Raw genomic sequence first — 19,963 nt, 5'->3', positions numbered from 1 at the left:
GCGTTCACCTGCCCTGGTAGATGCCAACCTTGGTTGGCACCCCGCGATCCATCATTCGCGCGCGAGCGTATCCAGCGACCAGCCGCCGGCATCCACGCGCAGCACCGAACCCTGCTCGTACCAGTCACCCAGCACGATGCGGTTGCAGGCGCGGCCACCGGCCTGCAGCGTGTGCACCGCCGGGCGATGGGTGTGGCCGTGGATCATGGTGTCCACGCCATGGCGCACGAAGGTGGCATCGACTTCGGCGGGTGACACGTCGGTTACCGACTCGAACTGCGCACGATCATCCTGCTTCATTTCCGACTGGCGGGCCTGGCTGGCGTCGCGTGCCTTCTGCGCGAAGGCGATGCGTGCGGCCAGCGGCTGCGACAGGAACTGCGCCTGGAAGACCGGGTCGCGCGTCTGTGCACGGAACTGCTGGTAGGGGATGTCGTCCGTGCACAGCAGGTCGCCGTGCTGCAGCAGCACCGGGCGGCCGTACAGCTCGATCACGCACGGGTCAGGCAGGATGCGCAGGCCGGCACGGCGCGCATAGTCTTCGCCGAGCAGGAAGTCGCGGTTGCCGCGGATGAAGTACACCGGTACGCCGCTGTCGGAAAGTACCTTCAGCGCGTCGGCCACCGCATCGGCAGCAGGCGAGGGCGTGTCGTCGCCGATCCAGGCTTCGAACAGGTCGCCGAGGATGTACAGCGCATCGGCGCCGGGCGCCTGCTCGCGCAGGAAGCGCAGGAACAGGTCGGTGATCTCCGGACGGCTGGGGTCCAGGTGCAGGTCGGAAATGAACAGCGTGGTCATGCAGGCATTCTAGGGCATCCACCGCCGGGCATGGCCCGGCGCTACCGAAGGGATCTGACCCCGGGGGCTACACCGGCAGCGGCAACCAGGCCAGGCTGGCCGATGCCAGCAGGATGGCAATGCCGGTGGCGGCCAGTACATCGGACGGGTAGTGCAGGCCCAGCACCACCCGCGACAGCGCGACGCCGAAGGTGAACGGCATCAGCAGCGGCGCCAGCCACGGGTAGTAGGCCAGCGCGACGATGGTGAACGACACCGCGTGCAGGGTGTGCCCGGAGGGGAAGCTGAACTCGTCCAGCGGCGCCACCCAGGCGCGGATGCGCAGATCGGCCGCATACGGGCGGGGACGCCGGGTCCAGCGCTTGAGGCTTTTGTAGAGCAGCAGTGCGGCCAGGCCGGTGGCGGCCATGTGCACCGATGCACGCAGTCCGTCGAAGCCGTCCAGCGCCACCAGCGCGCCCATCAGCACGTACCAGAACACGCCATCGCCGAGCCGGCTGATGACCGAGAACAGGCGACGCACGCGGCGACGCCGGCAGTAGTGGTTGGCCCGGCGGCAGAGCCGCGCCTCGCGGCCAGCCAGCAGCTCAAGCGGCGTGGTGCGCATGGCCGCTCCTCCGCGACTGGGCCAGCTCGGCCAGCAGGGCATCGAATTCGGCAACCACCTGCTGTGGATGCAGGCGCTTCATCGCACGCGCGGCGCTGCTGCCGAATTCGCGGCGCCGTGCATCATCGGCGGCCAGCTGCACCGCTGCCTCGATGAACTGCTCATCGTTTTCCACGGCCGCACCGTTCTCGCCATCACGCAGGTATTCGCGGGCCGCACCGTAGTCGAAAGCGACGGTGGCCAGGCCGCTGGCCATGCTTTCCAGGGTCACGTTGCCAAAGGTCTCGCTGCGGCTGGGGAACAGGAACAGGTCACCGCTGGCGAAATGCCGTGCCAGGGCTTCGCCGCGCTGGATGCCGCAGAAAATGAAATCGGGGTTTTCATGTGCCAGTTTTTCGCGGGCCGGACCATCACCCACCCAGACGAAGCGGGCTTTGGGGCGGATCTGCTGCAGGCGGCGGAAGGCTTTCACCGCCAGGCCAAGGTTTTTTTCCGCAGCGATGCGGCCGACATGGATCGCGACCAGGCCGTTGCCGTCCACGCCCCATTCCTCGCGCAGCGCCGGGTCGCGCCGGCCCGGATCGAACTGCTGGCTGTCGACCGCGCGTGCCAGCAGGCGCACGCGTTCGAAGCCCTGTTCACCGAGGAACTGCTGCAGCTCGCGGGTGGGCACCAGGGTTGCATCGGCCTGGTTGTGGAACCGGCGCATCCAGCGCATCGCGGCAGCCTGCAGCCAGGCCACGCCGTAGTCGGGCAGGTACTCGTCGAAGCGGGTATGGAAACCACTGGCGACCGGAATGCCAAGGCGGCGCGCGGTGCGCAGCGCCGACCAGCCCAGCGGGCCTTCGGTGGCGATGTAGACCGCATCGGGACGCTGCTGCTGCCAGTGGCGGTTGAGCCGGATCGGTGCAGGCAGGCCAAAGCGCAGGCCGGGGTAGCGCGGCAGTGCGGCGCCCGGCACCAGCAGCGTGCCCGGTGCCGAGTCCAGTGCTTCGCTGGTCTGGCGTGGCCGGATCAGGTCGATGTCATGGCCGGAATTGCGCAGTCCCTGCTCCAGGCCCTGCACGGTGAGGGCAACGCCGTTCACTTCCGGCGGGTAGGTCTCGGTGACGATGGCATAGCGCATGGCGGGCCTCCGGGTTTCCGGCATGCTCGGGCCTGGCGATGTAGCCGATATGACCGCTTTGCGACCACGGGATGACGGTGGTCAGGTCCCTGTACGAAGCCACGGCCCCGAAGGGCCGTGGCGGTCGTGCAGGGGGCGCGGTGGATCAGAAGCGCTGCTGGTATTTCATGTAGATGAAACGACCGATGTCGAAGCCACCGTAGTAGGAGAAGTTGGCGCTCGGCTGGCTGTACATGGCCGGTCCCTGGCGGCCGAACACATTGTTGGCACCGATCGAGACGGTCGCATCCCATGGCAGGTTGTAGCGCGCCTGCACGTCGTGGAAGGTGACCGATCCGCGACGGTTGTAGTCACGGCTGCCACTGAACCACGGCGCGCGCTGGCCCGGGTGCGAGCACTCACCCGGATACGTGGCTGCATCCAGGCAACGCTCCTTGACCGCGGAGAAATAGCGCAGGCCCCAGTTAAGGCCGAGGTTGCCACGCTCCCAGCCCAACGATGCGTTGGAGCGCACACGGAAGCCGATGCCGCCGTTGCTGGCGATGCCATTGCTGGGAATGGGCGGGGCATCCGCCTCGTTGGTGGTCCGTTCTTCCGCGGCGACCACATAGGTGGTCTTCCAGTCGGCGCTCAGCGTGCCCCAGGACGTTTCGATCTTGTGGCCGATCTCCAGGTCATAGCCTTCGGCCTGGCGGAACCCGCTGTTGCGGCTGCCATAGTTGAGCGTGTTGACGATGCCCAGTTCCGGGTCGCGGGTGAAACTGCCGCAGCGCTCGGCGATGCCCAGTTCGTAGCAGTCGCGGAGGATATCGTTGGGATGGTCGGCGACGATGGTGTTGTCGATACGGATCTTCCACCAGTCCAACGCAATGTTCAGTCCTTCGGCAAACGTCGGGCTCCAGACCAGGCCCAGCGTGCGGCTGGTCGAGGTTTCCGGCTTCAGGTCGGGATTGGAGCCGTTGGTGAAGGGCAGGGGCGTCTGCCCACTGCTGCCGGTGATCGGCTCGTTGCCCTGGCCGAGCTGGCGGTAGCTGTCCGCGTTGGCGATGTCGGCGGCGCAACGTGCACGTACCTCCGGGCTGCTGGCGGCGGCGCCATAGACCGTATCGCAGGGGTCACGGAAGCCGGTGGTGAAGGTCTGCGAGCCGCCGCCGTACAGATTCGAGATGGTCGGCGCACGGAAACCCTGGGCCCAGGTGCCACGGACCAGCAACTGGTCGATCGGCTTCCACGAGATGCCGAACTTGCTGTTGAGGGTTCCGCCGAAGGTGGTGTAGTCCGAGTAGCGCGTTGCCATGTCCAGGGTCAGCTGGCGTGCACCGGGGAGGTCGCTCAGCACCGGCACGCTCAGCTCCAGATAGGCCTCGTCGACACGGTAGCCACCGCCGGTGGGGCCCGCCGCCAGGTTGGTGGTGGCGCCGGTCTGGGCCAGCGCGTCGGGAATGAAGCGACCCTCCTCGCGGCGGCTCTCCACACCCAGGGCGAAGCCCAGTTCCCCGGCAGGCAGCGTGGCAAGGCCGCCACTGAGGCTGGCGAACAGGTTGCGGGTGGTGTTGCGGCCACGGGTGAGTTCCTCGGGGAACAGCCAGTCCTGCAGTTCGCCATTGCCGGTCAGGCCGTACGGGTCATCCTGGCCATACGGCACCAGTGGATTCCAGGGCTTGCAGCCGGCAATCGGTGCATCCGGTGTACCGCATTCCACCTTGCCGGTGGCCGGGTTGTAGAACGAAGGACCGGTGGAATCGGCAACGCGCTGCTTGTGCAGGTTGCCGGTGGCACGCTGCTCCAGCTCGCTGCGGTTGTACTGGTAGCCGGCTTCCCAATCGAAGTCGCGACCGGCGAACTGGAAGCTGCCTTCAAACGCTGCGACACTCTGCCAGGTGGTCAGTTCACTGGTGCTGACGCGTGGAATCTCCCAGGTTCGGCGGTTCCAGTGCACGTCGCTTGGGCGTTCATAGCCGTGGTGGCTGCCGAACGGATTGAACCAGCTGTCGGCGGACATCGGCGTGATGCCGGCCGCACCGGACTGGAACGGATAGCCGGCAATCTGGCGCGTGGTGGTGCGTCGGTTGTAGGCCAGCTGGGTGTTGAAGCGGATCTGGTCGTTCAGATCCATGCGCGCATCGACGAAGAGCGAATCGCGCTTGATCGGCGTCTGCACGTGCATCTGTTCATTGCTGTTGCTGACATCACCGGTGAACGGTGTGTTGTCACTGAGGTGGAAGCTGTCCGGCCCGCCCGGCTGGCTGCCGCGATCGAGCGAATAGCTGCAGCCACGGGCGCTGCTGCAGCCCGGGCCCTTGAAGCCGATGATGCGCCCCCACTGCCCGACCGTGGTCCAGCCATCGTCCGGATGACGATCGGTATAGGTGTAGGCGCTGAAGCCGCGGTCCTTCGCCCAAACGCCCTTTTCTTCGACATGCTCGGCGGCGACACTGATCGAAGCGCGGTCATTCGACCAGCCGGCAACCACGTCGTACTGGGTGCGGGCACCATCGCCTTCGCTGAACTGCCCGTGGTAGACGTTGGCGGTCACGCCCTGGACGTTGCGCCGGGTGATGATGTTGACCACGCCGGCCATCGCGTCGGAACCGTAGATGGCCGAGGCGCCGTCCTTCAGCACTTCCATGCGTTCCACGGCAGCGGCGGGAATGCTGGATATATCCTGGTAACCCGAAGTGGTCATGCCCAGGCGCTTGCCGTTGACCAGCACCAGGGTGCGCTGTGCACCGAGGCCGCGCATGTCCACGTAGCTGCCGCCTGCGGCCTCGCCTGCACTGAGCGGGCTGGCACGGCTCAAGGCCGGGCTGCCGGTTGCGGTCAGGTTCTGCAGGATGTCGGCAACGGAATTGAAGCCCTGCCGCTCGATGTCGGCGCGGCTGATGGTCAGCACCGGCTGCGCGGTTTCCAGGTCGACCTGGCGGATGCGCGAACCGGTGATCTCGATACGGTCCAGCGTGGTGGCTTCCGGTGCGTGCTGGGCGAATGCGGGGGCGGCCAGTGCGGTGGTGGCCGTCATCGCCAGTGCACGACGGATCGCCAACCCGAGCTCGGGAATACGGATGGTCATGGGTCTCTCTCTCAGTCTTCGAAGTCTTCGGAACACAGCCAAGCGGGGCTGCGTCAACTCCACCGCGGCGGTGGATGTTCGAACCTAGTGAAGATGGATGGGGAGACGTATGGGCAAGCGACGAAAGCGCTGCAGACGGCCGTGACGCTTCTGCACAAAGCGGAAGCAAATCAATCGATTGCTCCAACCTGTGGCATCGCGGCGGACGCAGCGCAGAGGACCGTGTCCCTGATTGAACGCATCACGGTCAATGTGGAAAGCGACACTCTGCGCGGAGGCAGAAAAAAACCACGGCCCCGAAGGGCCGTGGTCGTCGAGCTTCAACAGCGCGGATGGATCAGAAGCGCTGCTGGTACTTCATGTACATGAAACGACCGATGTCGTAGCCACCGTAGTAGGAGAACGACGAGTTCGGCTTGCTGTACATCACCGGCGCTTCCTTGCCGAACACATTGTTCGCGCCCACCGAAACGGTGGCATCCCACGGCAGGTTGTAGCGGAACTGCACGTCGTGGAAGGTCACCGCACCGCGCTCGTTGTACGCGGTCGGCGACTTCAGCCACGGAGCCAGGAAGGTCGGATCGGAGCATTCGTCCGCATAACGCGAGGCGTTGAGGCAGCGCTCCTTCACACCGGAGTAGTAGCGTGCCGTCCAGCTGACGCCGAAGTCACCCACATCCCAGCCCAGCACCAGGTTCGAGCGCACGCGGAACGCAAGGCTGGTGGCGGTGCCGATGGTGTTGGCAACGCCGTTGATCGGCGTGATCGCATCACGGACATCGTTGGTGGAGCGGTAGACGTTCTTGCTCACATAGGTGCTGGTCCAGCCTGCGCTCAGCTTGCCGTAGCTGGTGTCGACGCGATAGCTGACATCCAGGTCATAACCTTCGGTCTCCGCGAAACCGGCATTGCGGTTGCCGAACTTCAGGCCGGTGACGATGCCGTTGGACGGGTCGCGGGTGAAGCGGCTGCAGCGCGATTCGATGCCCTGCTCGTAGCAGTCCTTCAGGATCTGGTTCGGGCTGTCACCGACGATGGTGTTGTCGATGCGGATCTTCCACCAGTCCAGCGCCACGTTGAGGTTGCTGAGGAAGGTCGGGCTCCACACCAGGCCCAGCGTCTTGCTGGTCGAGGTTTCCGGAACCAGCAGCGGGTTCGAACCGGACACGAACGGCGTCGGGGTTGCATCCTGTGCCGTGGTCACCGGGGCGTTGCCCTGCTTCAGCTGGCGGAAGTTGGCAGCATCGGCGATGTCACGTGCGCAGCGCGCGCGGACTTCAGCACTGCCCTTGGCCGAGCCGAACACGGTGTCGCACGGGTCGCTGAACTGCGCGAAGGTTTCCGAACCGCCACCGTACAGATCGTTGATGGTCGGTGCGCGGAATCCTTCGGCCCAGGTACCACGGACCAGCAGCTGGTCGATCGGCTTCCACTTGAAGCCGAACTTGCTGTTGAGCGTGTTGCCGAAGGTGTTGTACTTGGAGTAGCGGGTGGCGGCACTGAAGCTCAGCTCACGCGCACCGGGCAGGTCGGCCAGCACCGGCACGCTGAGCTCCAGGTAGGCTTCCTTCACGTTGTAGCTGCCACCGGTCGGGCCTGCGGCCAGGTTGGTGGTAGCGCCGGTCTGGGCCAGGGCATCGGGGGTGTAGCGGCCATCTTCCTTGCGGCTTTCCACGCCGAAAGCGAAGCCGAGGTCGCCGGCCGGCAGGGTCATGATGCTGCCGGACAGGTTGGCGAACGCGTTCTTGGTGGTGGTCCGGCCGGTGGTGTGCTCCGCCGGGAACAGCCAGGCCATCAGTTCTTCATTGCCGGTCAGTCCGTTCGGATCGTTCTTGCCGTAGGGCACCAGCGGGTTCCACGGCGTGCAGCCGCTGATCACCGCGCCCGGACGGCCACACATCACCTTGCCGGTGGCCGGATCCAGGAACGACGGACCCACGGCGTCACGCACGCGCTTCTTGTGCAGGTTGCCGGTGGCGGTAGCGGTCAGCTCGTTGCGGTTGTACTGGTAGCCCACGTCCCAGTCGAAGTAGCGCTGGCCGATCTCGAAGCTGCCATCCAGCGACACTACCGCACGGTAGGTCTTCAGTTCGCTGGTGCTCACACGCGGGATTTCCCAGGTGCGGCGGTTCCAGGCCACGTCGGTTGGCTTGGCATAGCCGTGCTGGTTGCCGAACGGATTGAAGTAGCTGTCCTTGGACATCAGGCCGGTGGCGGTCGGGTCGCCCGAGATGGACACCGAGCTGGACTGCAGGGGGTAGCCTGCAATCTGGCGCTCGGCCGAACGCTTGTTGTAGCCGAATTCGGTGCGCAGGTTGACCTGGTCGGTGATCTTGAAGCGACCGTCGAAGTACACCGAATCACGCTTGAGCGGATACATGACGTGCATCTGTTCGTTGGCGTTGCTGACGTCGCCGGTGAACGGGGTCGCATTGGTCAGGTGGTAGTTGGCCGGGTTGGTCGGGTCAGCACCACGGTTGAGCGAATAGCCGCAGCCGTCCTTGGTGTTGGTGCAGCCCGGGCCGCCCTTCAGGCCGGTGACCTGGCCCCACTGGCTCAGCGTGGTCCAGTTGGAGGCATCGTTCGGGTGGCGGTCGCTCACGCCGTACTTGCTGAACCAGCGGTCCTTGGCCCAGACGCTCTTTTCTTCGGAGTGCTCCAGTGCCAGGGTCAGCGACACGCGGTCATTGCTCCAGCCACCCACCACGTCGAAGCGGTCGCGCGCGCCGTCACCTTCGCTGTACTGGCCGTGGTAGACGTTGGCGGTCACACCGTTGACGTTGGAACGGGTGATGATGTTGACCACGCCGGCCATCGCATCGGAACCGTAGATGGCCGACGCGCCATCCTTCAGCACTTCGATGCGCTCCACCGCCGACACCGGCAGCGAGGACACGTCCTGCAGGCCCGAGGTGCTGATGCCCAGGCGCTTGCCGTTGACCAGCACCAGGGTGCGCTGCGCGCCCAGGTTGCGCATGTCGATGTAGGTGCCGCCGGTGTTTTCGCCCGAGCTCAGTGCGTTTGCACGGCTGATCGCCGGGCTGCCCATGGCGGTCACGTTCTGCAGGATGTCGGCCACCGAGCTGAAGCCCTGGCGCTCGATGTCCAACCGGCTCAGTGCCAGGACCGGCTGAGCGGTCTCCACGTCCACCTGGCGGATGCGCGAGCCAGTGATCTCGATGCGATCCAGGGTGGTCGGCGCGGCGGTGCTGCCACTCTGGGCGAACGCAGGCAGGGCGGCCAGCGTCGCAGTGGTTGCCAGGGCGTAGCGGATGGCCTGCCCCAGGGGGGTGGTACGTGAAGTCATGACGAGCTCTCTCTCTCTCAGGTCGTGCAGGGACGCCAAAAGGGGCGTCGAAGAAATCGGCCGCCCATAAGCGGACCGATGACCCGATAGTAGTCTCGTTGGTTAATGCTCTGTAAAGAGGTCGTGTCGATTTGTACCAGGCTTCATCGTCAGATTTCACGAAAGCTCAACAAAAGCAGTCGCTTAGCTGTAACGCTGAATGCGCTCCCCCGACTTGATCTGCTGCGTCGCAGCAGGTCAACCGGGGGCGCATGCGCGAACCGTAACGGTGTGTGACCTTCTTTCCCTCGCGGGAAAGCGTGAGCCTCAGGCTACGAAGGGCCGGAACTGGATGCCCAGCCCGGCGATGCCGTCGGTCTCGCCGATCAGATCGGCGCGCAGCAGTGGCCGGGCATCAATGAAGGCCTGCGGCACGATCAACGACAGGCGGTTGTCGTCGGCGGTCAGTTCCAACGCCGGCAGTGGATCGTCCTCATGGGCACGATTGAGCAGCACCGCCAAGCGCAGCAGGGCGGCCAGCCGGCGAGCGGTCAGCAGCAGGCGCTCGGGCAGGGCGTCGAAGGCGGTCTTGGTCACGCTGCGGCGATGGCTGCGCACCAGCGCGGCCAGCATCTGCTGTTCCTGCCGCGAGAAGCCGGCGATATCCGAGTGTTCCAGCACGTAACTGCCATGCACGTGGTAGCCGCTGTGCGCGATCATCAGGCCCAGCTCGTGCAGGCGCGCGGCCCAGCCGAGCATGCGCGCGTCGTCGGCATCGAGCCGCCAGCGTTCCTGCACCTGTTCCAGCAGTGACAGCGCGGTGTCCTGCACACGGTCGGCCTGCACGGTATCGATGCCGTAGCGCTGGCTGAGCGCGGACACCGATTCATCGCGCAGATCGTTCTCGCCAGCGCGGCCGACGATGTCGTAGAGGATGCCTTCGCGCATCGCGGCCTTGCTGACCAGCAGCTTCTGCAGGCCCAGTGCCTGGAAGGCGGCCTCCAGCACCAGGATGCCGCCGGCAATGATCGGGCGGCGGTCGCTGGACAGTCCCGGCAACTGGATGTCGTCGATCTTCTTGGCCTTCAGCAGTTCGTCGCGCAGTTGCGGCAGGGCCTCGGCGGTAATCGCGCCCTTGCTCAGCTTCATCGTCGCGCAGATCTCGCTGATCGCCTTGTGCGTGCCCGAAGAACCCAGCGCTTCCTGCCAGCCCAGCGCGCGGTACTTGCTGGCGAAGGGCTGGAACTCGCGACCGATCTCGGCCAGCGCGTCCTTCCAGCGCTTCTTGCTCAGCTTGCCGCCGGGGAAGAAACGCCGGGTGCTGGCAATGCAGCCGGCCTGCAGGCTTTCGCGCTCCAGGGTCTGCATGCCCATGCCGATGATGAATTCGGTGGAGCCGCCGCCGATGTCGATGACCAGCCGGCGCTGGCCGGGCTTGGGCGGTTGTGCATGGGCCACGCCCAGGTAGATCAGGCGCGCTTCTTCGCGGCCGCTGACCACTTCGATGGCGTGCCCGAGCGCGGTTTCGGCGGGAACCAGGAACGACTGCGGTGAACGCAGCTGGCGCACGGTGTTGGTGGCCAGTGCGCGCACCCGGTGCGGCGGTACATTGCGGATGCGCTGGCCGAAGCGGGCCAGGCATTCCAGCGCGCGCTGCCGGGCAGCGGAGGAGAGTCCCCCTTTGCCATCCAGGCCGTCGGCCATGCGCACCGTCTCGCGCAGGCGGTCGATTACCCGCAGCTGGCCGAGCGTGTAGCGCGCGATGACCATGTGGAAACTATTGGAGCCAAGGTCGATGGCGGCCAGCAGGTCGCCATCCTGCAATGCGGGCGGAGTCGTGGTGGTGTGCGGCATGGACGAATGTTAGCCGAAGGGGCGGTGTGCTCGTCACCGCGCGGCCTTCACATTTTGTAGGGGAGTGCGGCAGGGCTGCGCCCTGCACCCGCAGAGGCCAGAGCAACGGCAACAGCAACAGCAACAGCAACAGCAACAGCGGGCTATCCGTGGGATGGCGGGGGGAGTCCGGTTGCGGGGGACGGCGCAAGTCCCCCTCCGGGGCCCGGCCCAGCCGCTGGCGGCTGGGCGTTCGGGCGCTTGCGAAGCGGTGCTTCGCAAACAAAGCGCCCTCACCCATGTAGCTTCGGTCGCGCCTGCTCGTGTGCGCTGTCCTGCGCACACGGCAAGACCGGGGCTGGGCATCCTGCCCAACCCGCCCGAGGCATGCCTCGGGCCCATGCCGCTCACGCCCCCGCAACCGGACCCACCCCGCCTTCGACAGATTTCTGCTGTTGGTGGGTGTCGACCTTGGTCGACACACCGGGTTACAGACCCTGCATCAGTGCCATCTGCGCAGAATGCGGTGCCTCGTCGTGGGCGGGCGCACGCTTGTGGTAGATGCCGTCGGCATCCAGTTCCCAGGCGTTGAGGTTGTCGTCCAGGTAGTTCTGCAGGACCTCGCGGTAGACCCGCTTGGCCAGCTCCGGGTCGAGGATCGGGAAGCAGGTCTCGACCCGGCGCAGCAGGTTGCGTTCCAGCCAGTCGGCGCTGGCGCAGTACATCTCCGGTGCGCCGTCGTTGCCGAACCAGTAGACGCGGCTGTGCTCCAGGAAGCGGCCGACGATCGAGCGCACGCGGATGTTGTCCGAGATGCCCGGCACACCCGGGCGCAGAGTGCAGGCGCCGCGGATGATCAGGTCGATCTGCACGCCGGCCTGCGAGGCGGCGTACAGCGCGCGCACCACCTGCGGTTCGTTCAGGGCGTTCATCTTGGCGATGATCCGCGCCGGGCGGCCGGCGGCGGCGATGCGCGTCTCGCGCTCGATGCGGCCGAGGATGCCGGTGTGCAGGGTGAAGGGCGACTGCAGCAGGCGCTTGAGCTTCATCTTCGAGGCCAGCCCGGACAGCTGCTGGAACAGCAGGTGCACATCGTTGCCGATGTCCGCATCGGCGGTGATCAGGCTGATGTCGGTGTACGCACGGGCGGTACCGCTGTGGTAGTTGCCGGTACCAAGGTGCACATAGCGGCGCAGCTTGCGGCCCTCGCGGCGCACGATCAGCAGCATCTTGGCGTGGGTCTTGTAGCCGACCACGCCATACACCACCTGCACGCCGGCCTCCTGCAGGCGATCAGCCAGGCCGAGGTTGGCTTCCTCGTCGAAGCGGGCGCGCAGTTCGACCACCACGGTCACGTCCTTGCCGTTGCGTGCGGCCTGGATCAGTGCATCGACAATCAGCGAATCCTTGCCGGTGCGGTACAGGGTCTGCTTGATCGCCAGCACGTTGGGATCGACCGCCGCCTGCCGGATCAGGTCCAGCACCGCGGTGAAGGCATCGAACGGGTGATGCAGCAGCAGGTCGTGGCGCGCCACTGTCTCGAAGATGCCGTCGCTGTCGCGCAGCGTGCGCGGGGTCATCGGCGGGTACTTCAGGTCTGGCTGTGCGATCAGGTCGTACAGCTGGATGATGCGATTGAGGTTGACCGGGCCGTCGATGCGGTACACCGCGTTCTCGGTCAGGCCGAAGTTCTGCAGCAGGGTGCGCACGATCTCGCGCGGCATGTCCTGCGCGATTTCCAGGCGCACTGCCGGCCGGTAGCCGCGGTCGACCAGTTCGTCGCGCAGTGCCAGTGCCAGGTTCTCCACTTCCTCCTCGTCCACCACCAGCTCGGAGTTGCGGGTAACGCGGAACTGGTAGGCACCCTGGACTTCCATGCCCGGGAACAGTTCATCGACGAACGTGGACAGCACCGAGGACAGGAACACGAAGTTCTGCGGACCGCCGAGCTTCTCCGGCAGCTGGATGATGCGCGGCAGCGAGCGCGGCGCACGCACGATGGCCAGGTGGCCGGCGCGGCCGAACGCGTCGGTGCCCTTCAGCACCACCACGATGTTCAGCGACTTGTTGAGGATCTTCGGGAACGGGTGCACCGGGTCCAGGCCCAGCGGTGACAGCACCGGCATGATCTCGTTGCGGAAGTACGCACGCAGCCAGCGCTTCTGGCGATCGGTCCAGGAATGGCGGCCGAGCACGCCGATGCCGGCCTCCATCAGCGCCGGGCGCAGCGTCTCGTTCCAGCAGCGGTACTGCTGGTCCACGAGCTCCGCGGCGCGGTCATGGATGGCGTTGAGGATGGCCTGCGGGCTCATCCCGTCCGGCGCCGGCGGCAGGCCGAATTCCTGCGCGTGGCGTACGGCAGCGGCGCGGATCTCGAAGAACTCGTCGAGGTTGGTGCAGGAGATGCACATGAAGCGCAGGCGCTCCAGCAGCGGCACCTGCGGGTCCATCGCCTGGGCCAGCACGCGGAAGTTGAAATCCAGCTGCGACAGTTCGCGGTTGATGTACAGCGCCGGGTCGCGCAACGGATCGTTGTCCGGGCTCACGGGGAGGGGGAGGGATCCGAGGCTGCTCATGGCGTCATTCTTCGATGGAGGTCAGGGGGGCGGACTCGCGCGGGCGCACGTGGTCGGCATCGAAATGGCAGGAGAACACCGAGCCCTTGCCGACTTCGCTTTCAATCTCCAGCCGTGCGTGATGCAGGCCGAGGATGTGCTTGACGATGGACAGGCCCAGCCCGGTGCCGCCGCTCTCGCGCGAGCGGCTGCTGGACACACGGTAGAAACGTTCGGTCAGGCGCGGTAGGTGGGTGGCCGGGATGCCGTAGCCGGAATCGCGCACCGCCAGCACCGCACCGTCGCCTTCGCGGCGGAACTCCACCGCGATGCGGCCCCCGGCCGGGGTATAGCGCACCGCATTGGTGACCAGGTTGGAGAAGGCGCTGTGCAGTTCCTTGGTCGAGCCCTGCAGGTCAACGCCGGCCAGGTCGTCGATGCTGATCTGGTGGCGGCCCTGGCTGTGCGCTTCGGCTTCGCGGCGCAGGGTCGCCAGCATCGGTTGCATGGCCACGGTCTCTTCCTCGCTGTGTTCCTGCGATTCGAGGCGCGACAGGGTCAGCAGGTCTTCCACCAGCTGGGCCATACGCTGGCTCTGCTTGCGCATTTCTTCCAGCATCGGTCCGGTTCCCGGGAAATCCTCCGGGTCCATCATGTCCAGGTAGCCGTGCACCACGGTGAGCGGCGTGCGCAGTTCGTGTGAAACGTTGGCCACGAAATCGCGGCGCACCTGTTCCAGGCGCAGCAGCTTGCTGACGTCGCGGGCGATCAGCAGCCAGTAATCCGACGAATAGGGAATCAGGCGCAGGTTCAGGCGGATCGCCGGATCGACCGGCGAAGGCACGTCGAGGATCGGCTCGGCATTGCGGCCGCCGGCCAGCCAGTGCGCCAGCGGCATCGGCTGCAGGCGTTCGACCAGGGCTTCGCCGAGGTCGCCGGGGTGATGCAGGCCGAGCAGGGCGGTGGCCGCTTCGTTGAACCACTGCACGCGCTGGCTGTTGCGGTCCAGCACCACCACCGCATCGGGAAGTGCGGCGGCCGCAGCGCGATAGCTGCGCAGCATGTCCAGCAGGCGGCGCTTGCGCACGCGCATTTCCACCTGGTTGCGGTACAGCAGGCGGTCCAGCTCGTTCCAGACGCCGGTGCCTTCTTCGGCGGTATCCCAGCGCTGGCGCGCGGTCAGGCGCCGCAGCACGCTGCGCAGGCGCCAGTAATGCCAGGCCAGCGTGGCCAGCGCGCCCAACGCGATGCACAACCACAGATGGCCCGTGAACCACCCCACCAGTCCGGCGAACAGCAGTACCGCGGCAACGGTGGCCAGGGTCTTCAACCAGGCAGAGCGGATGTGGCGGGGCATTGCGATCTCGTCGTTGAGGTGCGGCGGTTCACTGGGGTGAACCGAGGGTTATAGCAGAGTTGCCGGCGCCGGCACCCGCAGGTGCGTGGCGCCGGCACGACGAGGCTCAGGTAGCAGTGGAGAAGCGGTAGCCGGCGCCGCGCACGGTCTGCACCATGTTTTCGGCATTGAACGGTTCCAGCGTCTTGCGCAGGCGGCGGATGTGCACGTCGATGGTGCGCTCCTCCACGTACACGCTGCCGCCCCACACATGGTCCAGCAGCTGGGCGCGGGTATAGACGCGCTCCGGGTGGGTCATGAAGAAGTGCAGCAGGCGGTATTCGGTCGGGCCGATCGGCACCGGCTGGTCGTTGGCGAACACGCGATGGGCGGCGCCGTCGATGCGGATCGGGCCGACCGCCACGCTGCCGTCCTCGTCGTCCTCGCGGGCGCGGCGCATCACCGCACGGATGCGGGCCAGCAGTTCGCGCGCCGAGAACGGCTTGACCACATAGTCGTCGACGCCGGCTTCAAGGCCACCCACGCGGTCGTTCTCTTCGCCGCGGGCGGTCAGCATGATGATCGGCACTTCGCGGGTCAGGGTTTCCTTGCGCCAGCGCCGGGCCAGGTCCAGGCCGCTGGTGCCGGGCAGCATCCAGTCCAGCAGGATCAGGTCGGGGACGCGGTCGGCGATGGCGGTCTGGGCCTCACGGGCGTCGCCGGCGTGAACCGGTTCGTAATCGCCCTTGCGCAGGGCGAAGGCGACCATTTCACGGATCGCGGGCTCGTCATCGACGATCAGGATGCGTTTCTGCACGAGGACACCGTAGGGCTCGGTTACTGGAGTGGTGCCAGTAGACTACGGTTTGATGACATGTTTGTGACTACCTGGCCGGAACCGTTCGGGATTGCCATCGGCCGGTCATGCAGCGCTCAGCGGCGGTCCAGGTCCGGGTCCTGCACGCCCTGCCGGCGCAGCTCCAGCACGGTGGGGGTGATCGCCTCGATGCGCGCATCCACCCGCGCCCGGCCTACGTAGTCCAGCGCCGGGTTGCGCTTGAGCGCCTGCAGCTGCATCAGCGACTGTTCCGGCCGGCCGCTGAGGAAGGCCGCCTCGGCGTAGGCCTCGCTGGCACGCACGCTGTCGCCGGCCAACTCGCTGGCGCGGGCGTACCGCTGCTGGAAGACCGGATCGTTACCGCTTTGCGACAGCAGGGGCCGCAGCATGGCCTGCGCGCGCTGGCCCGCCTCGCGGCTGCCCTGTTCGTTCAGGATCTCGGCATAGGTCAGCGCCACCGGACGGCTGTTGGGGTGCTGACGCAGCAACTGCTCGAAGCGACTGTTGGCCTGGGCGGTCTGGCCTGCACGCGATTCGGCCTCGCCCAGCCCCAGAGCCAGCCACAGGTTGTCCGGGCGGGTCTGCAGCAGGCCTGCCAGGGTCTGCCGGGCCTGGGTGGCGCCGGCGCGACCGCTGCGCATCACCGCCAGCGCCTGGCCATAGCGCTGGGCATCGTTGAGGCCGTCCTTCTGACGCTTGGCCAGATCGGCATACTCGCGTTCCAGCTCGGGGGTGGAATCCGCGCTGAGCACGCGCAGGCGCTCGCGGGCCCAGTCGAAGTCGCCACTGGCGCCGCGGCTGAGCTGGCCCATCGGGATGCGCAGCACGCTGGTGGGCAGCAGCGGGTTGGTTCCGCGCAACAGAGGTTCGGCCAGGCTGGGATCGGCCGGGTCCACGCGCTCCCTGCGCTCGCCGCTGGGGGTGCTGGTGGTCAGCAGCACGGTGTCCTTCTTCATCTGGTCGGCGCGGGCCTTCGCCTCGCTGATGCGGGTGATGTTGACCGGATGGGTGCGCAGGAACTCGGGCACGCTGTAGCCACCCTCGTTGCCGCGCATCGCCGATGCCATCCGCTCGAAGAAGCCGGCCATGGCGTCCACGTCGTAACCGCTGCGCGACAGCGTGCGGATGCCGAGGCGATCGGCCTCGGATTCGTTGGAGCGGGTGTAGTTGATCTGGCGCTGCTGCATCAGGCCCATGCCCGAGCTGATCGCGGCCATCGTCGCGTTGCCGGACGACGTGCTGTTGCTGGCCTGTGCGGCCACCACCGCCGCCAGCATGCCGAGCAGGATCGGGATCTGGTCGCGCTGGGCACGCTCGACCCCGCGCAGCACGTGCTGCTGGGTGACGTGCGCGATTTCGTGTGACAGCACCGCAGCCACCTCGTCCTCGCGCTCGGCGGTCAGCACCAGGCCGGCATTGACCCCGATGTAGCCGCCCAGCGTGGCGAAGGCGTTGATCTGGCGGTCCTTCATCACGAAGAACGTGTAGGGCTGGCGAGGCTGGTCGCTGTTGGAGCCGAGCCGGGTACCCATGGTCTGCAGCCAGTCGTTGACCAGCGGGTCATCCAGCAGGTAGCCGTAGTTGCGCAGCTCGCGCAGCATCATCGCGCCGTACTCGGCCTGGCGGGCCGGGGTCAGCAGCTCGCCGGCCGAGGAGCCGATGTCGGGCAGCTTCTCCTGGGCCTGGGCGAGCGGCATGGCCAAGGCCAGGGTGACGGCGGTAGTCAGCAGCAGGGCTCGCAAGCAGTGGGTCCTCGGGCAGGGCGCGCCAAGCGTGGCAGGGTGGGGGGCAACCATTCGTTAATCCACAGTGTTGCGGCCGTGGCGTGGAAATTCCAGCGCACCGGTACCATATGTAGACCGTCGATCCATCGTGGAGTTTCCCGTGACAGCCCAGACCGCCGGCGGTGCCCCCGCCATCACCATCTATTCCACCGCCGTCTGCCCGTACTGCGTGGCCGCCAAGAACTTCCTGAAGAGCAAGGGCCAGCAGTGGACCGAGGTCCGCATCGACCTGGACCCGGTCGAGCGCGAGAAGATGATGGCACTGACCCGCCGTACCAGCGTGCCGCAGATCTTCGTCGGCGACGTCCACGTGGGCGGCTACGACGACATGATGGCCCTGCACCGTGAAGGCAAGCTCGAGCCGCTGCTGGCCGGGCAGGGCCAGGCATGAGCGCGGCCGACGACGGCAGCAAGGACCGCATCGCCGAGTTCACCGACTTCCGCAAGCGCATGAACGAGCGGATCCTGGGCGAGCCGAACCAGGTGGTGCGCCGCTTCTTCGCGCTGGACACGCAGACCTACCAGGCCGGCGCGCTGGACGTGAAGACCAAGGAACTGCTGGGCCTGGTGGCCTCGATGGTGCTGCGCTGCGACGACTGCATCAGCTACCACGTGGCCCAGTGCAAGGACGCCGGGGTGACCCGAGAAGAGTTCTTCGAGACCTTCTCGGTCGGCCTGGTGGTGGGCGGCTCGATCGTGATCCCGCACCTGCGCCGCGCGGTCGACTTCCTCGACCAGCTCGAAGGCGGCGGCGCCGCCCCGGAAGCGCACGCGCACTGAAGGGTAGTGCCGGCCGCTGGCCGGCATACCCTGAATCCGGAATGGCCGAGGTTGCCGGCCAGCGGCCGGCACTACCGAGCGCTTCCCCGCAATCCAACAGCCCAGGAGCCCCTTCTTGTTGAAGGGGCGCGCCGACAGGCGCGGGGATAAGGTGGGATGCGCGGGCAATTCTGCCTGAGCCGGGCACTGGGACCATGGTCTATTTGGGACCTCGGCCCCGGCTCAGGCATAATTGCCGGTGAAACTTCCTTTGCGCCGGCGTTTCCGGGCACGTCCGGACGGCGTTTTTCCCCCTGTTCGGAACATCGATCAATGACGCAGAAAATTACGGTCATCCGCGGCGACGGCATTGGCCCGGAAATCATGGACGCCACCCTGTTCGTGCTCGACCAGCTCAAGACTGGCCTGGAGTACGAAGACGCCGACGCCGGCCTGGTGGCCCTGGAAAAGCACGGCGACCTGATGCCGGCGGTGACCCTGGAATCGATCGCGCGCAACAAGGTCGCGCTGAAGAGCCCGCTGACCACCCCGGTCGGTGGTGGCTTCACCTCGATCAACGTCAGCCTGCGCCGTCACTTCGACCTGTACGCCAATGTGCGTCCGGCCCACACCTTCCCGAACACCAAGTCGCGTTTCGACAACGTCGACCTGATCACCGTGCGTGAGAATACCGAAGGTGCCTACCTGGCCGAAGGCCAGGAAGTGTCGGCCGACGGCGAGACCGCCTTCTCCGGCACCCGCATCACCCGCAAGGGCTCCGAGCGCATCGTGCGCTACGCCTTCGAGCTGGCCAAGAGCACCGGCCGCAAGAAGGTCACCGCCGTACACAAGGCCAACATCATCAAGTCGACCTCGGGCCTGTTCCTGAATGTCGCCCGTGAAGTGGCTGCGCAGTACCCGGACATCGAATTCCAGGAAATGATCGTCGACAACTGCTGCATGCAGCTGGTGATGCGTCCGGAACAGTTCGACGTGATCGTCACCACCAACCTGTTCGGCGACATCATCTCCGACCTGTGCGCCGGCCTCGTCGGCGGCCTGGGCCTGGCCCCGGGTGCCAACATCGGCAAGGACGCGGCGATCTTCGAAGCCGTGCACGGCACCGCGCCGGACATCGCTGGCCAGGGCAAGGCCAATCCGTGCGCGCTGCTGCTGGCAGCGGCGCAGATGCTGGACCATGTCGGCCAGCCGGAAAATGCCGAGCGCCTGCGCAAGGCCATCGTGGCGACCATGGAAGCCAAGGATTCGCTGACCGGCGACCTGGGCGGCACCGGCACCACCATGAGCTTTGCCCAGGCCATCGCCAGCCGCCTGTAAGCGGCCGGCGTTCCGGCTGGAGATCGTCTCGGCGATGCCCAGTCCGGGCCTGCATGCGTTGAAGACGGGCCGTCCTTGTACGGCCCGTCTGCGTTTTCAACTGCGGTTTTTCACCGACAGGATTTTTTCAGATGCCTGAGGCGGCCGTGTGGGTCGTGGCGGCCGTTGCCGTCTATGCTGTCGGCGTGGCCATCTACGCCATCTCCTACTGGCCGTGGTCCCGCGCCCAGCGCGCGCTGCGCCGCCTGCGGACGCAGGGGACGCCCCTCCGCAGCATGCAGGAGGGCGAGGCGCGCATCCTGCGGTTGATCGAATTTCCGGCAGGATCGCCTGTGTATCTGCTCGAAGGCAGCTGTGCCGAGTTCGTGATCAGGAGCAGGATCTCTCCGGCCCAGCATGTGCAGACCCTGGCCGGCGTCCCAGTGAAGTATCCGGCGGGCCTTGCACGTGCCGTGCGCGCGGGCAGCAATACCGCCGAAGTGGTGCTGGGTCGTGACCACGCGATGATCGTGCGACTCAATGGGGTCAAGCTGGCCCAGTAGAGTCGAGCCATGCTCGACTGCTCCTGCGTAGTCGAGATCCTATGTTCGTGGTCAAGCCTGCTGGAAGCAGGCTTGACCCACCTTCAGCATC

Annotated in this window: 14 protein-coding genes; 4 read left to right on the top strand and 10 right to left on the bottom strand. The window is 66.5% G+C overall.

Annotated features, from left to right (window positions below; all coding sequences use genetic code 11):
- Window positions 1-51: 51 nt before the first annotated feature.
- The 10 genes from lpxH to N7573_RS16755 form a co-directional block, all read right to left on the bottom strand.
- Window positions 52-798 (bottom strand): UDP-2,3-diacylglucosamine diphosphatase, encoded by a 747-nt coding sequence (gene lpxH / locus N7573_RS16800; protein ID WP_032129072.1) that lies wholly within the window; start codon window positions 796-798, stop codon window positions 52-54.
- A gap of 67 nt (window positions 799-865) precedes the next feature.
- Window positions 866-1,405, bottom strand: a complete 540-nt coding sequence (locus N7573_RS16795) for a phosphatase PAP2 family protein (RefSeq protein ID WP_032129073.1) — start codon at window positions 1,403-1,405, stop codon at window positions 866-868.
- The gene (locus N7573_RS16790) at window positions 1,386-2,531 is read right to left on the bottom strand and encodes a glycosyltransferase family 1 protein (RefSeq protein WP_032129074.1); all 1,146 of its coding nucleotides are present in this window, start codon (window positions 2,529-2,531) and stop codon (window positions 1,386-1,388) included. Before N7573_RS16790 ends, N7573_RS16795 begins: the two co-directional genes overlap by 20 nt.
- Before the next feature lie 145 nt (window positions 2,532-2,676).
- Window positions 2,677-5,601, bottom strand: coding sequence for a TonB-dependent receptor (locus N7573_RS16785; RefSeq protein WP_279912548.1), 2,925 nt, complete (start codon window positions 5,599-5,601; stop codon window positions 2,677-2,679).
- Between the two features lie 337 nt (window positions 5,602-5,938).
- Window positions 5,939-8,908 carry a TonB-dependent receptor gene (locus N7573_RS16780; RefSeq protein WP_279912549.1) on the bottom strand — a complete coding sequence of 990 codons (2,970 nt, stop codon included), beginning with the start codon at window positions 8,906-8,908 and terminating at the stop codon, window positions 5,939-5,941.
- A 306-nt stretch (window positions 8,909-9,214) separates the two neighbouring features.
- The gene (gene ppx, locus N7573_RS16775) at window positions 9,215-10,741 is read right to left on the bottom strand and encodes an exopolyphosphatase (RefSeq protein ID WP_010483920.1); all 1,527 of its coding nucleotides are present in this window, start codon (window positions 10,739-10,741) and stop codon (window positions 9,215-9,217) included.
- 467 nt (window positions 10,742-11,208) lie between these two features.
- Window positions 11,209-13,296: a polyphosphate kinase 1 gene (ppk1, locus tag N7573_RS16770; protein WP_164080731.1), complete on the bottom strand. Its 2,088-nt coding sequence runs from the start codon at window positions 13,294-13,296 to the stop codon at window positions 11,209-11,211.
- Window positions 13,297-13,300: 4 nt separating this feature from the next.
- The gene (gene phoR / locus N7573_RS16765; protein WP_005415460.1) at window positions 13,301-14,632 is read right to left on the bottom strand and encodes a phosphate regulon sensor histidine kinase PhoR; all 1,332 of its coding nucleotides are present in this window, start codon (window positions 14,630-14,632) and stop codon (window positions 13,301-13,303) included.
- Between the two features lie 106 nt (window positions 14,633-14,738).
- Window positions 14,739-15,428: a phosphate regulon transcriptional regulator PhoB gene (phoB, locus tag N7573_RS16760; RefSeq protein ID WP_005408258.1), complete on the bottom strand. Its 690-nt coding sequence runs from the start codon at window positions 15,426-15,428 to the stop codon at window positions 14,739-14,741.
- 116 nt (window positions 15,429-15,544) lie between these two features.
- Window positions 15,545-17,245 carry a M48 family metalloprotease gene (locus tag N7573_RS16755; protein ID WP_279913764.1) on the bottom strand — a complete coding sequence of 567 codons (1,701 nt, stop codon included), beginning with the start codon at window positions 17,243-17,245 and terminating at the stop codon, window positions 15,545-15,547.
- Window positions 17,246-17,333: 88 nt separating this feature from the next.
- On the opposite strand from N7573_RS16755, the gene grxC reads away from it, so the two are divergent.
- From grxC to N7573_RS16735, 4 genes are all read left to right on the top strand, one after another.
- Window positions 17,334-17,624: a glutaredoxin 3 gene (grxC, locus tag N7573_RS16750; RefSeq protein ID WP_049400919.1), complete on the top strand. Its 291-nt coding sequence runs from the start codon at window positions 17,334-17,336 to the stop codon at window positions 17,622-17,624.
- Complete coding sequence (locus N7573_RS16745) at window positions 17,621-18,013, top strand: carboxymuconolactone decarboxylase family protein (RefSeq protein ID WP_107431683.1); 393 nt, start codon at window positions 17,621-17,623, stop codon at window positions 18,011-18,013. The genes grxC and N7573_RS16745 overlap by 4 nt, the downstream gene beginning before the upstream one ends.
- Before the next feature lie 312 nt (window positions 18,014-18,325).
- Window positions 18,326-19,330 (top strand): isocitrate dehydrogenase, encoded by a 1,005-nt coding sequence (locus tag N7573_RS16740; protein ID WP_032129081.1) that lies wholly within the window; start codon window positions 18,326-18,328, stop codon window positions 19,328-19,330.
- A 131-nt stretch (window positions 19,331-19,461) separates the two neighbouring features.
- Window positions 19,462-19,872, top strand: a complete 411-nt coding sequence (locus N7573_RS16735; RefSeq protein ID WP_279914054.1) for a hypothetical protein — start codon at window positions 19,462-19,464, stop codon at window positions 19,870-19,872.
- Window positions 19,873-19,963: the final 91 nt, after the last annotated feature.

The organism is Stenotrophomonas sp. GD04054 (assembly GCF_029836955.1).
Taxonomy (GTDB): Bacteria; Pseudomonadota; Gammaproteobacteria; order Xanthomonadales; family Xanthomonadaceae; genus Stenotrophomonas; species Stenotrophomonas maltophilia_A.
The sequence above is the reverse complement of the archived record's forward strand: the minus strand, read 5'-3'. Positions and strand labels throughout refer to the sequence as shown.

Excerpts from the sequence above, each read along its gene's own strand:
- lpxH (WP_032129072.1), bottom strand. The coding sequence starts at position 798 with ATGACCACGCTGTTCATTTCCGACCTGCACCTGGACCCCAGCCGTCCG.
- N7573_RS16795 (WP_032129073.1), bottom strand. The coding sequence starts at position 1,405 with ATGCGCACCACGCCGCTTGAGCTGCTGGCTGGCCGCGAGGCGCGGCTC.
- N7573_RS16790 (WP_032129074.1), bottom strand. The coding sequence starts at position 2,531 with ATGCGCTATGCCATCGTCACCGAGACCTACCCGCCGGAAGTGAACGGC.
- N7573_RS16785 (WP_279912548.1), bottom strand. The coding sequence starts at position 5,601 with ATGACCATCCGTATTCCCGAGCTCGGGTTGGCGATCCGTCGTGCACTG.
- N7573_RS16780 (WP_279912549.1), bottom strand. The coding sequence starts at position 8,908 with ATGACTTCACGTACCACCCCCCTGGGGCAGGCCATCCGCTACGCCCTG.
- ppx (WP_010483920.1), bottom strand. The coding sequence starts at position 10,741 with ATGCCGCACACCACCACGACTCCGCCCGCATTGCAGGATGGCGACCTG.
- ppk1 (WP_164080731.1), bottom strand. The coding sequence starts at position 13,296 with ATGAGCAGCCTCGGATCCCTCCCCCTCCCCGTGAGCCCGGACAACGAT.
- phoR (WP_005415460.1), bottom strand. The coding sequence starts at position 14,632 with ATGCCCCGCCACATCCGCTCTGCCTGGTTGAAGACCCTGGCCACCGTT.
- N7573_RS16755 (WP_279913764.1), bottom strand. The coding sequence starts at position 17,245 with ATGGTTGCCCCCCACCCTGCCACGCTTGGCGCGCCCTGCCCGAGGACC.
- N7573_RS16745 (WP_107431683.1), top strand. The coding sequence starts at position 17,621 with ATGAGCGCGGCCGACGACGGCAGCAAGGACCGCATCGCCGAGTTCACC.
- N7573_RS16740 (WP_032129081.1), top strand. The coding sequence starts at position 18,326 with ATGACGCAGAAAATTACGGTCATCCGCGGCGACGGCATTGGCCCGGAA.
- N7573_RS16735 (WP_279914054.1), top strand. The coding sequence starts at position 19,462 with ATGCCTGAGGCGGCCGTGTGGGTCGTGGCGGCCGTTGCCGTCTATGCT.